This window comes from Actinoplanes sp. CA-131856, assembly GCF_050956135.1.
In the GTDB taxonomy this organism is placed as follows: Bacteria; Actinomycetota; Actinomycetes; order Mycobacteriales; family Micromonosporaceae; genus Actinoplanes.
The window spans coordinates 5979564-5991841 of record NZ_CP191849.1; the positions used below are offsets into that span (position 1 = coordinate 5979564).

10 protein-coding genes are annotated in these 12278 nt (G+C 70.6%); 3 read left to right on the plus strand and 7 right to left on the minus strand.

What is annotated here, in order from left to right:
* Positions 1-82: 82 nt before the first annotated feature.
* A complete protein-coding gene (locus ACQP2X_RS27735; RefSeq protein WP_498686776.1) occupies positions 83-3061 on the minus strand; it encodes a PAS domain S-box protein in 2979 nt (992 codons plus the stop codon).
* Between the two features lie 42 nt (positions 3062-3103).
* Positions 3104-3265: a hypothetical protein gene (locus tag ACQP2X_RS27740; RefSeq protein ID WP_498686777.1), complete on the minus strand. Its 162-nt coding sequence runs from the start codon at positions 3263-3265 to the stop codon at positions 3104-3106.
* A 156-nt stretch (positions 3266-3421) separates the two neighbouring features.
* Between ACQP2X_RS27740 and ACQP2X_RS27745 the strand changes: the two genes are divergently transcribed.
* Both ACQP2X_RS27745 and ACQP2X_RS27750 read left to right on the plus strand, forming a co-directional pair.
* The gene (locus ACQP2X_RS27745; RefSeq protein WP_498686779.1) at positions 3422-4954 is read left to right on the plus strand and encodes an alpha/beta hydrolase; all 1533 of its coding nucleotides are present in this window, start codon (positions 3422-3424) and stop codon (positions 4952-4954) included.
* Between the two features lie 48 nt (positions 4955-5002).
* A complete protein-coding gene (locus ACQP2X_RS27750) occupies positions 5003-5302 on the plus strand; it encodes a hypothetical protein (protein WP_498686780.1) in 300 nt (99 codons plus the stop codon).
* On the opposite strand, the gene ACQP2X_RS27755 is transcribed toward ACQP2X_RS27750, so the two are convergent.
* Positions 5292-7322 carry a cellulose binding domain-containing protein gene (locus ACQP2X_RS27755; protein WP_498686782.1) on the minus strand — a complete coding sequence of 677 codons (2031 nt, stop codon included), beginning with the start codon at positions 7320-7322 and terminating at the stop codon, positions 5292-5294. The genes ACQP2X_RS27750 and ACQP2X_RS27755 overlap by 11 nt on opposite strands.
* A gap of 227 nt (positions 7323-7549) precedes the next feature.
* On the opposite strand from ACQP2X_RS27755, the gene ACQP2X_RS27760 reads away from it, so the two are divergent.
* A complete protein-coding gene (locus tag ACQP2X_RS27760; protein WP_498686784.1) occupies positions 7550-8914 on the plus strand; it encodes an FAD-dependent oxidoreductase in 1365 nt (454 codons plus the stop codon).
* Here ACQP2X_RS27760 and ACQP2X_RS27765 read toward each other — a convergent pair.
* The 4 genes from ACQP2X_RS27765 to ACQP2X_RS27780 are packed head-to-tail and all read right to left on the minus strand — an operon-like array spanning position 8911 to position 12122.
* Positions 8911-10071 (minus strand): glycosyltransferase, encoded by a 1161-nt coding sequence (locus ACQP2X_RS27765; RefSeq protein WP_498686786.1) that lies wholly within the window; start codon positions 10069-10071, stop codon positions 8911-8913. The genes ACQP2X_RS27760 and ACQP2X_RS27765 overlap by 4 nt on opposite strands.
* A 14-nt stretch (positions 10072-10085) precedes the next feature.
* Positions 10086-10928 carry a DUF1963 domain-containing protein gene (locus ACQP2X_RS27770; protein ID WP_498686788.1) on the minus strand — a complete coding sequence of 281 codons (843 nt, stop codon included), beginning with the start codon at positions 10926-10928 and terminating at the stop codon, positions 10086-10088.
* A 26-nt stretch (positions 10929-10954) separates the two neighbouring features.
* On the minus strand, positions 10955-11536 hold the full coding sequence (locus tag ACQP2X_RS27775; RefSeq protein WP_498686790.1) for a pentapeptide repeat-containing protein: 582 nt from the start codon (positions 11534-11536) through the stop codon (positions 10955-10957).
* A 10-nt stretch (positions 11537-11546) separates the two neighbouring features.
* Positions 11547-12122: a hypothetical protein gene (locus ACQP2X_RS27780; RefSeq protein WP_498686791.1), complete on the minus strand. Its 576-nt coding sequence runs from the start codon at positions 12120-12122 to the stop codon at positions 11547-11549.
* Positions 12123-12278: the final 156 nt, after the last annotated feature.

Sequence of the window (12278 nt, forward strand, 5' to 3'; positions counted from 1 at the left end):
CTCGGGTCCCGTGATCGTCTCATCCGGAATCAGCGCGCTGGTGTCAGCGGGAACGCCTTCCGGACGGTCGTGCCTGGCCGGCTCAGACGGCGGGCGGGAGCGTGATCACGAACATGGAGCCGCCGTCGGGGGCCGGCTCGTAGCGCAGGTCGCCGCCGTTGGCTCGGGCCAGTTCGCGGACGATGTAGAGGCCCAGGCCGGTGCCCTTCACTGTCTGGGCCGTGCACTCGGCTCGGGCGAAGCGGGTGAACAGGTTCGGCTGGAGTTCGGCCGGGACGCCGGGGCCGTTGTCGCGGACCACGATGCGGATCTGGCCGTTCGTGTCCTCGGCGGTCAGGGTCGTGGCGCCGCCGCCGTACTTGGCGGCGTTGGAGATCAGGTTGGTCAGCATCTGGTCGAGGTGACCGGGCTGCACCGACGCCCTCAGGGCGGCCGGACAGTCGATGCGGGCCTGGATGCGGCTGGACGATCCGAAACGGTCCAGAGCCCGTACGCCCGGGTCTGTTGTGGTGACCACGGCCTCGAGGTGCGAACGCACCGTGACCGGCTCGGGGTTGGCCGTCAGTTTGCCGGCGTCCAGGGTGACCATGGCCAGCACCTCGCGGACGATGCCGTTGAGCAGCTGGGCGTTGCGGTCGATGGCGCCCAGCATCGCGCGCTGGCGGTCGGACGGCAGGACGTTCCAGGTCTCCGACAGGGTCTCGGTGTAACCGAGGATCGACGACAGCGGGTTGCCGATCTCGTGGCCCAGCATGCCGATCAGGTCCTGCTTGAGCTGGTTGGCGTCCTCCAGCTGCTGGTTGCGTTCGTTCAGGTCGGCGATCGCGGCGTCGCGGGCCTGCTCGGCCTCGCGGCTGGCCGTCACGTCCGTGTTGATGGACAGGATGGCGAACGGGTTGCCCTCGGAGTCGCACTGCACGGCCTTGCGGGACAGCACTCGCACGCGGCGGCCGTCGGCCCGCTTGTGGTCGATCTCGCCGGCCCACAGGCCGTCGCTCAGCAGGGTGTCGGTGACCGAGCGGCGGTCGGCGCCGTCGGTGAACTCGGTGCCGAGCAGGTTGTCCAGGTCGTGGCCGACGATCAGGTCGGCCGGCCAGCCGTAGACGCGCTCGGCGGCCGGGTTCCAGTAGAGGACGCGGCCGCTCAGGTCGCGCACGATCACCGCGTCCTGGGTGAGGTCGAGCAGTTGGGCGCGCTGGCGGAGCTGCTCGTCGGTCGCGCGCTTGGCCGTCACGTCCTGCACCTGGGTCACCAGATAGTGCGGGACGCCGGCCTCGTCCCGGACGACCGCGCCGTGGATCTGCACCCAGACGATGTGGCCGTCGGCGTGCTTGTACCGCTTGGCGACGATCGCCGTGTCGACCTCGCCGGCGCACAGCGCGGCCAGGTGACGGTCGGTCTCGGCGTGGTCGTAGGGGTGGTGGAACTGGTGCACGTGCCCGCCGACCAGGTCGGCGATGGAGTAGCCGGTGATGGCGGCCATGGCCGCGTTGGCCTGGAGCACGATGCCCGGGTTGTCGGGGCGCAGGCTGGTCAGGGCCATGCCGAGCGGGCTGTTGTCGAACGCCGACCGGAACCGGGCCTCGCTGTCCTGCAACGCGGCCACCGCCTCGTTGGCCTGGCGCAGCAGGCGGGCCCGGTGCTCGGCCTCCTCGGCGTGGCGCAGCGCGCCCGACAGGGCGTCGGCCAGCAGGGTGAGCTGCTGCTCGTCGGCCTCGTCGAAGACGTTCGGCCGGCCGCTGGAGACGGTCAGGACGCCGACCGGGTTCCCCTCGACCAGCAGCGGCGCGATGATCAGCGAGCGCATGCCGAGCGCCTCGCACATGGCCGGCTCGACGCGCGGGTCGGCCGTGGTGTCGTCGCAGCGCAGTGTCGTCCTCGTGCGGACGGCCAGCCCGGACAGCGAGTTCGCGATCGGTGCCTCGGGCATGGCCTGGCGGGCCAGCGAGCCGGCCTGGGCCGCGGCCCGCAGGACCGCGCCGTCGATGAGGCCGACCACGGCGCCGTCGGCCGGAATGGCGGTCAAGGTGCGCTCGGCGATCAGCCGCAGGGCCTCCCCGCGGTCGGAGGCGACAGCGGCCACCTCGCGCTGAATGTTGATCGTGGTCCGCAGCCGGTAGGTCTCGCGGGCGGCCAGCGCGTCGGCGTGGTCCTGGCTGCGGCGCTCGACGTCGATGTCGACCATCTGCATGAGGAACTGCTGCGGGCGATTCTCGTCGTCGCGCAGCAGCACCACGGACACCATGCACCACACGGCGGTGCCGTCGCGGCGCATGTAGCGCTTGTGCACCCGCATGGTGTGCGCCTCGCCGGCGACCATCCGGGTGACCATGTCAAGGCTCGCCTCGAGGTCGGCCGGATGGGTGAGCGACTGGAAGTTGCTGGCGAGCAGCTCGTCGAGGCTATATCCGGTGATGGTGGCGATGGCCGCGTTGACGCGCAGGAACGAGCCGTCCAGTCCGACCAGCGCCACCCCGATGGGCGAGGACTCGAACATCGAGCGGAAGCGGGCCTCGAGGCCGCCCACGGTGACCGCCCTGGCCGTGTCGAGCTGGGCCTGGGCCCGGGCCGCCCGGGTGCGGATCTCGGTGTCGGCCAAGCGGGCGGCCAGCTCCGACTCGGCGGCCGCGGCCAGGTCGCCGAGGGTGGACAGGTCGTCGGCGGTCCAGTCCCGGGGTTCGACGTCGATGACGCAGAACGAGCCCATCGTCTCTCCGCGCGAGTTGCGCAACGGGTAGCCCGCGTAGGCGGCGACGCCGAGCGCGGTCAGCTCGGCCCGGTCTCGGACCCGACCGTCGGCGCGGATGTCGCCGATGATCAGCGGCGCGTCGGCCTCGACCACGTGCCGACAGGGCGAATAGGCAAGCCCGGGTGGTTCGCCGACCACGCTGAGAAACACCTGACGGTCGTCGCCGACAAGCGACACCGCTGCCACGGGCGCTCCGAGCAGTCGTGAGGCCAGGCGGGTGAACCGGTCCAGCACGCCTCCGCCCTGTGCCTGACCGTCGATCAGACGGGAGGACAGGGCGGCGGACGGCTGACCTGAGCGGCGGAGAACCATGCCGCCTGTATCGGTTGGCCCCCGGTGAGCTTGAGAGAAGCGTCAGGGAAGCTTCACGTCGCGGTTGCCCTCGTAGTCCTGCGGGTCACCCTCGCCACCCGCCTCGGGGTCACGGTGGCCGAGCGCGGTCTCGCCCGGCAGGTCCTCGACGCGCTCCTTGGCGAGCTCCTCGAGTTCTTCACGCTTCTCGGCGGCGTCGCTCATGACGTACCTCCAGAACTTAGATCTTGATCTTGACCTGTACGGCATTGCTTCTACCCGGGCGCACCGGCGCTGATGCGTGCGCGAGACGGGAGTCACGTCGCCTCCGGGACAACGATCATGGTCGATGTCATGGAACGATGGCCCGCGGGAGGAACGATGAAACTATCGAAGGTCGCCACCGCACTCGCCGTCCTGACCGCCCTCATCGCCGTGCCGGAGGCCGCGCAGGCCACGCAGGCCGCGCCCAGGCTTTCCTGGGCCGCCTGCGCCGAGGAAGAGCTCGCCGGCTACCAGTGCGCCACCAAGCAGGTGCCGCTCGACCACGACCGGCCCCGGGGCGCCACCACCACGATCGCGCTGGCCCGCCGCCCGGCCGGCGATCCCGCCCACCGCGTCGGCACCATCTTCGTCAACCCCGGCGGCCCCGGCGGTGCCGGCCGCGGCATGGTCACCGTCGCCGACCAGCTGGTCTCGGCCGACGTGCTGGCCCGCTTCGACATCGTCGGCTTCGACCCGCGCGGCATCGGGGCCAGCGACCCGTTGCAGTGCTTCGCCACCGACGCCGAGGCCGAGGCGCTGCTGGCGCAGATGAAGCTCGTGCCGCTCAGCAAGCAGGAGATCGCGAGCACGCTGCGCGCGAACTACGAGTACACGGAGGCCTGCAAGCGCGACGCGGGCCCGCTGCTCGCGCACATGAGCACGCTCAACGTCGCCAAGGACCTCGACCTGCTGCGGCAGGCGGTCGGCGACGCCAGGCTGAACTACATCGGTTACTCGTACGGGACACACCTCGGCGCCACGTACGTCAACCTGTTCCCGGGCAAGGTCCGCGCGGTCGTGCTGGACGGCAACGTCGACCCCGACCAGCGCACGAACCGGCGCCTGGCCAACAAGTTCGACCGCGCCGGCGGCTTCGAGATCGCCCTCGGCGGCTTCCTGCGCGCGTGCGACGCGGCCGGCCCGGCCTGCGCGCTGTCCGGCGACGCCAAGGCGAAATACGAGAAGGTCAGGCTCCGCTTCCGGCAGGGCCCGGTGACGCTCCCCGGATACGGCGAGGTCACCCTCGACGACTTCACCAGCTACATCTCCTCCAGCATGTACGACGTCACGTCGTTCCCGGAGACGGCCGAGGTGCTGAGGCTCGCGTACGACACGATCACCGGGGCGCCCTCGCCCCTGCGCGCCTCCCCCGTCTCCCCCGGAAAGCTCACGGCCCCGCCGGCACGCGGTGGCTTGCCGGACGCGTACTCGTACACCGGGAATGACGCCTTCTACGCCGTGAACTGCGCCGACGCGCCGCTGCCGCGCGACCCGGCCGTCTATCCGGGCATAGCGAAGGTGTTCGAGGCCGCCCACCCGACGTTCGGGCGGGCCGAGGCGTTCGGCGAGGTCGGGTGCGCCAACTGGCCGCGGACCACCGAGCGCTACAACGGCCCGTGGAACCGCAGGACGTCGGCGACGGTCCTGCTGGTCAACCCGACGTACGACCCGGCGACGCGGTACGCCTTCGCCCAGCGCATGGAGCGCGAGCTGGGCAACGCCCGCCTGCTGACGATGACCGGTTTCGGCCACACGAGCAGCTTCAGCGCGTGCGTCACCGACTGGTACACGAAGTACCTGATCGGCGGCGCCCTGCCCCCGAAGGGCACTGTCTGCCAGCAGGACCGCCCACCCTTCCCGAACTCTTAGCGGCCCCAACCGATCCGCAGGGGCTGAGCAGGCTGGGGTCTACGCCAAATGGCGGGGCGCCTCCCAGCAGGGCAACACCCTCTGGCCGTCGAGCGCTGCGACGCCCTGGCCGAGCGACGGCTGCACTGGCAGCGGCCCGGCGGCGGAGGGAACTGCGACAAGAATCCCGCCGCCGACGGGCTCGGCCTGCTCGAGTCGCGACGGGTCGACGGAGGCTGGCCCGCGCCGGCGCGCTTCTTCACCACCGCCAGCCCGGACGCCGTCGACTGGGGCGGCGTGAGCGCCCGCCGCCCCAACCCGTGGGTGACCGCGGACGCCCTCGCCGTCCTCGAGGCCGCTAAACGCTAGTGCACAAGGTGCCGTTCAAGGTGAAGGCCGTGGGCAACACGTTCGGGCCGCTGTAGGCGCCGACGAAGCCGACCGTTGCCGTCGCGCCGGCGGCCAGGCTGCCGTCGTTCGTCACGCGGACCGTGCGAGCCGTCTGTTCCCACGTCGCGCTCCAGCCGCTGCTCACCGACTGCCACGTGGTGGGCCAGGTGAATGTCAGCGTCCAGCCGTTGACCGGGGCCGCCGCGTTGTTCGTGATGTCGATCGAGCCCACGTAGCCGTTGCCCCAGTCGTTGGTGTCGCGGAACTTGACCGTGCAGGCCGACGACGCCGGCGTGCCGGCCGTGAAGGTCACCGGCGGTGAGCTCGCCGACTGCCGTCCCGCTCCGTCACGGCTCAGCACGTTCACCGTGTAACGGCGCCCCGGTTCGAGGTTACGGACCGTCAGCGACGTCGCCGTGGTCTCGCCGAGCTGCTCGCTGATGCCGCCGTTCTGCCGGTACACCTCGTATTTCAGGCCGGCGCCGGCCGACGGCCACGAGATGGTCGCGGTGCGGTCGGCCACGGTCGCGGTCGGCTGGCCCGGGGCCTTCGGCCCGGCCGCTGCCGGCCCGGCCGGGTGCAGGGTCACGAGCTTGATCTCGTACGGCGACAGGGTCTGCCCGCTGCCGCCCGTAGTGATCCCGTCGTCGCCGTTGCCGAACGAGGAGACTTCCGGCGCGCCCGCGGCCGGGGTGAAGCCGTGGTAGTTCAGCGTCACCGTGCGGCCCGCCGACGGGTCCTTGTTGATCAGCAGCACGGCCAGGTCGCCGTTGGCGCGGCGCACGGCGTGGGCACTGACCAGCGCGTCGTCCGTGCCCGTGCCGACGAACTGGTCTCCCGTGCGGGCGAAGTCGCCCATCAGCGACAGGGCGTAATAGGGCGCGAACGGCGTGTTCAGCGGCGGCTGGCAGACCGTGTTGTCGGCGTTGCAGTTGCCGCTGGACAGCAGGCCGTAGTCGCCGTAGTCGGTGTGCCCCGCGACCTCGGAAACCGTGCCGAGGCCGTTGTGGACGTTCCACCAGTGCACCGTGAAGACGCCCTGTTCGAGCAGGCCGCTGTAGGCGTCGGCCAGGAAGAGCGCGCCCGGCTGCGTGTTGCGCCCGACGTCGACATTCGTCTCGGTCATGCTGATCTTGATTCTTTCGGAGCCTTCACCGGCGTACGTCTGAATCTGTTGCTTGAGCAGGTGAACCGCGTCCTTGATGTGCGCGGTGCTGGTCAGGGCCTCGGCGCCCGGATACCAATGCACGTCCACGAAGTCGATGGCGGCGCCGGCCCGGGTCAGCACCTCCTGGTTCCAGCTGCCCTCGTCGCCCGCCCCCACGATGCCGTCGGGCCAGTTGCCCGGCATGGTCAGCACGGCGCCGATCTTGATCGAAGGATCAACGGCATTCATTGCTTGGGCGTACGCCACCACGTGCGCCGCGTATTCCTTGGGGCTCTTGTCGGCGTGGTCGTCGGCCTCCCAGGCCGACCCGTAGTGCCCGTTGCCGTAGTTCTCGTTGCCGATCGTCCAGTACCTGGCCGCGTACCCCTTGGTGACGTTGGCGTAGCGCACCCAGTCGGCCGCCTCCTGCGCCGTGCCCGTCCCGTAGTTGGCGATGATCATCGGCTCGGCGCCGGTGCGGCGCGCTCCCGCCATGAAGGTGTCGAAGTCGGTGTCCGGCGCGACGTAGCCACCGGGCGCGGTGTGGTCCTTCCAGTGGTAGATGTCCGCGTACGACCCGCCCGGGTAACGCACCATCTGAACGCCCGCGTCGCCCAGCAGGTCGGCGACGGCCGGCGTGCCGAGCTGCGAATCCCAGATCGCGTGGTTGACCCCGAGCGCGACGTCACCGACTTTCGCCAGGCCGGCCCGGGCGTCGACGTCGACCCGGACGGCACTTTCCACCGCGGCGCCTTTTTCCGCGGCAGCACTCGCCCCCGACGGCACGCTGCCCACGGTAGCCGCCGCCACCACCAGAACCGTGCCGGTCAGGACACGCCGAAATATCCGCACAACCGCCTCCATCCGTTTGGGAGCGCTCCCAATCCTGGTGATGAAAGTGACGGATGTCAATTCCCCGAATCGGCGGCATGGTAATGTTCCGCGAGCCGCGACACTGACCGAGGAGGTGAGACCCATGAACGCTGTAAAGCTGTGGGCGCTCCCCCTTGCCGTCACGGCCGGGCGATTGACATAGACGTCGCCGGGAGCGCGTTTCGCCCTCCCGAAAGGCACCATCGATGTTTGACGTGATCATCGCCGGCTGCGGTCCGGCCGGCGCGATGCTGGCCGCCGAGTTGCGGCTGCACGACGTTCGGGTTCTGGTTCTCGAGAAGGAAACCGACCTCACTTCGTACGACCGCATCGTCGGTCTCCACATCCGCAGCCTCGAGCTCTTGGCGATGCGCGGCCTGCTCGACCGCGTCCGCGAACACGGACGGCAACGCCCGGCCGGCGCCTACTTCGCCGCCATCGACAAGCCCGCGCCCGGGGGCCTGGACTCGCCGTACGCCTATCTGCTCGGCGTCCACCAACCGGTCGTCGTCGGCCTGCTGGCCCAGCACGCGGCCGCGCTCGGCGCGGAGATCCGGACCGGTTGCGAGGTGATCGGCCTCGACCAGGACGACGACGGCGTCACCGTGGAACTGGCCGGCGGGGAACGGCTGCGCGCGCGCCATCTCGTCGGCTGCGACGGCGCGCACAGCACGATCCGCAAACTGCTCGGGGTCGGTTTCCCCGGCGAGCCTTCCCGCAACCACACGCTGATGGGCGAAATGGCGCTGGCGACACCACCGGCCCAGGTGACGGACCGGCGCGTCAACATCAGACCGGCCGGCGCCGGTTACTACCGGATCGTCGTCCCCGCGGCCGGAGTCACCGGCCCACCCGTTCTGGAAGATTTCCAGCAGCAGCTGTACGCCTTCGCGGGCACCGATTTCGGCGCGCACTCCCCACGCTGGATGTCCCGTTTCGGCGACGCGACCCGCTTGGCCGAGCGCTACCGCGTGGGCCGGGCGCTGCTGGCCGGCGACGCGGCCCACATCCACCCACCGATCGGCGGCCAGGGCTTGAACTTGGGCCTTCAGGACGCGTTCAACCTGGGCTGGAAGCTGGCCGCCCACATCAAGGGCTGGGCGCCGGAGACGTTGCTCGACACGTACGAGACCGAACGCCGCCCGGTGGCGGCCGACGTGCTCGAGAACACCCGCGCCCAGAGAGACCTGGTGGCCTCGCCACCCCTCCTGCGGCTCTTCACCAGGCTGATGGACTTCGACGAGGTGAACCGCCATCTGCTGGAGATGATCAGCGCGATCGGCGTGCGCTACGACTTCGGCGAAGGCCCCGGCTTGCTGGGCCGCCGCCTGCCCGACGTCGACAACGTCTACGCCCGGATGCACCGAGGCCGAGGCTTGCTGCTCGACCGCACCGGCCGCCTGACCGCGGGCGCCTGGTCGAACAGGGTCGACTACCTGGGCGATCCCGAGGCCGCCCTGGACGTTCCGTGCGCCCTGGTCCGCCCCGACGGCCACATCGCCTGGATCGGCGACAACCAGCGCGACCTGGACGACCATCTGGCCCGCTGGTTCGGCTCAGCGGCGCTCTAGCGGTCTACGAATTCGAGCACAGCCGCCGGGCCGTCCTCCGCGTTGATCAGGAGGGCGAGCTCGGCGGCCCGCTCACGATAGTTCGGCCGGTCGAGGCATTCGCGCAGCGCGTCGCCGAGCGCGTCGGCCGTCAGCTCGCTCATCGGCAGAGGACGTGGCGCCACCCCGAGATCGTGCAGCCGCGCGGCCCAGAAGGGCTGGTCCACCAGCACGGGCACCGCCACCGCCGGCACTCCCGCGCGGAGCCCCGCTCCGGTCGTCCCGGCCCCGGCGTGATGAACGACCGCCGCCACCCGGGAAAACAACCACTCGTGCGGCACGTCACCGACCGCCAGGATGTTCGCCCCGGCCGCCCCGAGCCCGGCCCACCCCGCCTGAACGACGGCCCGCACCCCCGCACGCTCGATCGCCGCCGCGACAAGCTCGGAGAGCCGCCCCTGCTCCGGCGTCATACTCCCGAACCCGATGAACACCGGCGGCGTCCCGCCCTCCAGAAAGTCAACAAGTTCCCCAGTCGGCTCTTGAGGGTGCGAGGCCGGCCACCAATATCCGGTGACGCGGACCGAGGCCGGCCAGTCCGCGGGTCGCGGCACCACCGCCGGGCTGTAGCCGTGGAAGATCGGCCAGTCCTCCGGCGGCTCCGCGGAAGGAAGGCCGAGCCGCCGCAGCACGCCGGCGTAGAGCGAGCCGGTCCGAGCCAGCACCTCACGCCCCGCCGCGAGGTTGTCGCCACCCGCGGGCCACCCGGGCGGCGGGAACTCCCTGGTCGGCACCCCCGGCGCCAGATAGGCCCCCGCGCTCGGAATCCCGGCCCGCTCAGCCACGGCCCGGCTCAGCGGCGCCGGCCCGAACGCGGTCAGCACCACATCGGCCCCCGCGCCCACCGCCGCCACGACCCCGTCGCCCAGCTCCTCGAGGAAGGCCGAGAACACCGCCCGGGCCTCCTCCGGCGACGGCGCCGCCGTCCGGGCCCGCGTCAGCTCGACCGGATCGCCGGGCAGCACCCGATGTTCGAGCCCCGCTTCGCGTACGAGGCCACCGAACCGCTCGTGCGCGGCCAAAGCAACCTCGTGCCCCTCTTGCCGCAGCCGCTGCCCGAGGCCGGTGAAGGGAGCGACGTCGCCCCGCGATCCCGCCGTCACGATCAGAACACGCATCGTTCTCCCCGCGCCTATTCGCTGAACTCGGTCACCGAGTACGCCTTGTCCCACCGCCCGGCGGCCAGATCGTCGTGGCGGATCACGAAGCTGCCGTAGTAGTACTCGTCAGGCAGCGAGAACCGGGCGAGCGACACCCACTCGCTCATCTGCCGGTGCTTCTCCTTCTCCACATGTGAATACCACTTCGCCACCGGAATGTTCTCGCGCCCGGCAAGGACCTGCTCGGCGATGCTAGTGATCACCCCTTCGTCGGCGTACCCGCCGATGTAGGCGCTGGCCAGCCCACCGGCCGGCGGCCACAGGCTCCCGGCCAGGGCGCTCAGCTCGGCCCGATGAGGCAGGTCGCGTTCCAGGTCACGAGCCAGCTGCTCCTGAAACGGCGACAGGTCGTCGTCCTCGTCCTCTTCTTCCGCTTCGTTCGTCCCGAGCCAGTCGGGCAGTTCGGTAAGAAGCGTGGCGCTCACCGCGTACTGCTGGTCAAGGAGACCATCAAGACCGGCGGGCACGTGAATGACGCGCGCGTACCCGCGCTCGCCGCTCTCCGCGGCCAGGTGATCCTTCTCGTGGTCGAGAAAGAACAGCAGCAAGCCGTCGGCCGGCAGGGCCAATCCGTCGACGCGCGGCACCGCCGCACAGTCGACCAACAAGACAAAGGGCAAGGGCTTCCCGTCGGCGTACGGCCAGTCGACGCCGTCCGGAAGCCGCGGCGACCCGCCGAACTGACCAACCACGGCACCGCCGGCACTCCCACTCAGCCGGATCGACAGGCGGAGGTGCTCGGTGAACCGGCGGATCTCGTCGTCCGGGATGTCCAGTGCCAGCGCCGCCTGGTGAAATCGCCCCTGATGATCCATGGCCCAGCATGATGCCACGGCGGGTCTCAGGCCACGCGCACCTCCAAGCCGAGGGCCGACGCGATCGTCACCGCCTGGTCGGGAGTGATAACGGCGTGGCGGATGGCGGTGGTGGTGGGGTCGAGGGAACTCAGGTCGCTGCCTCGCAGGTCGGCGCGGGTCAGGTCGGCCTGATGGAACTGGGCGCCGGACAGGTCCAGGGCGGTCAGGGTGGCGCCCTGGCCGCGGGCTCCGGTCAGGTCGGCCTCGCGCATGCGCAGGCCGGTCAGCGTGGCCGTCGACAGGTCGGCCGCGCGCAGCGACGTGAAGGACCAGTCGCCGCCGTCGGCCGTCGTCAGGTCGAAGGCGCAGCGGTCGAACGAGCTGCCGACCAGCTTGCAGTTCGTCAGCTCGGCGTCGAAGAAGTTGCAGGCCACGAACGTGCAGTTGAGGAAGGCCACGTCGGTCAGGACCGCGCAGTTGAAGCGGGCGTTGCGGAACGTGCACCTGTCGAACTCGACGCCCTCGAGCGTGGTCTCGCACAGGTCGAGGTCGATGAACTCGTCGCCGTCGTGGCGGGTGCGGGCGCCCACACCGGCGTCCCAGTCTTCAGTGCGCAGCGATGCCATGGAGGGGACTTTAGCGGCGGGGTACGACAGGCTTGGCCGCGTCGTTGCCGAAGAAGACCGCCACGAACAGTCCCGCACCCCAGGCCCCGCCCAACAGAAACGCGCGCTCCCGCGAGTAACTGAACATCCGATGGTGACGGGCGTTCCCGTCCACGACCACCGATTCGGGCCATGCGATCTCAGCAGCCCGGACACCGCCGGCGCCGTCCAGGTCCGCGCCGGGGCCGGCTGCCATTGGGAAGCCTCGACGCGAACGCTCTGCGGCCGGGACCGCGGCGACGGATGCCGCATGTGCACGAACTACCACGGCCGCCGCGCCGAGCGGCGCCGTAGCCGGCACGAAGTCCGCCGCCGTCTCCGCGCCCGCCGCCTCATGTGATGACGCTGGTCGCGCGAAGCCGACCGGCGCTTCGAAACGCAGCTCCGGCAATATCGGTGCCGCACCGCCGCCGTCGATGAGCGTGATGTGGTCGTAGAACACCGGGTCGGCAGACTCGACATGGTCGCCCGCTCCGGCGAAGAGCCCAGCACCATAGCGGGCGGTGGCCGCCCGGGCGAGTTCGTCGGCCGTGGGTGCTTCAGTCATCGCAGCTGGTCGCTCACGGGAGGTACCTTCTCGAAATGGCCGGCGAGCCGACGGTTACGGAGGGAGCCGAGTCGGAATGCCGGCCACGAGCTGTTCGACCGGCACTGACGTTCGCTGATGGTTGCGATTGCTGGGCGGGACGTCGGAAGAGCCGGT

Excerpts from the sequence above, each read along its gene's own strand:
- ACQP2X_RS27735 (WP_498686776.1), bottom strand. The coding sequence starts at position 3,061 with ATGGTTCTCCGCCGCTCAGGTCAGCCGTCCGCCGCCCTGTCCTCCCGT.
- ACQP2X_RS27740 (WP_498686777.1), bottom strand. The coding sequence starts at position 3,265 with ATGAGCGACGCCGCCGAGAAGCGTGAAGAACTCGAGGAGCTCGCCAAG.
- ACQP2X_RS27745 (WP_498686779.1), top strand. The coding sequence starts at position 3,422 with ATGAAACTATCGAAGGTCGCCACCGCACTCGCCGTCCTGACCGCCCTC.
- ACQP2X_RS27750 (WP_498686780.1), top strand. The coding sequence starts at position 5,003 with ATGGCGGGGCGCCTCCCAGCAGGGCAACACCCTCTGGCCGTCGAGCGC.
- ACQP2X_RS27760 (WP_498686784.1), top strand. The coding sequence starts at position 7,550 with ATGTTTGACGTGATCATCGCCGGCTGCGGTCCGGCCGGCGCGATGCTG.
- ACQP2X_RS27765 (WP_498686786.1), bottom strand. The coding sequence starts at position 10,071 with ATGCGTGTTCTGATCGTGACGGCGGGATCGCGGGGCGACGTCGCTCCC.
- ACQP2X_RS27770 (WP_498686788.1), bottom strand. The coding sequence starts at position 10,928 with ATGGATCATCAGGGGCGATTTCACCAGGCGGCGCTGGCACTGGACATC.
- ACQP2X_RS27775 (WP_498686790.1), bottom strand. The coding sequence starts at position 11,536 with ATGGCATCGCTGCGCACTGAAGACTGGGACGCCGGTGTGGGCGCCCGC.
- ACQP2X_RS27780 (WP_498686791.1), bottom strand. The coding sequence starts at position 12,122 with ATGACTGAAGCACCCACGGCCGACGAACTCGCCCGGGCGGCCACCGCC.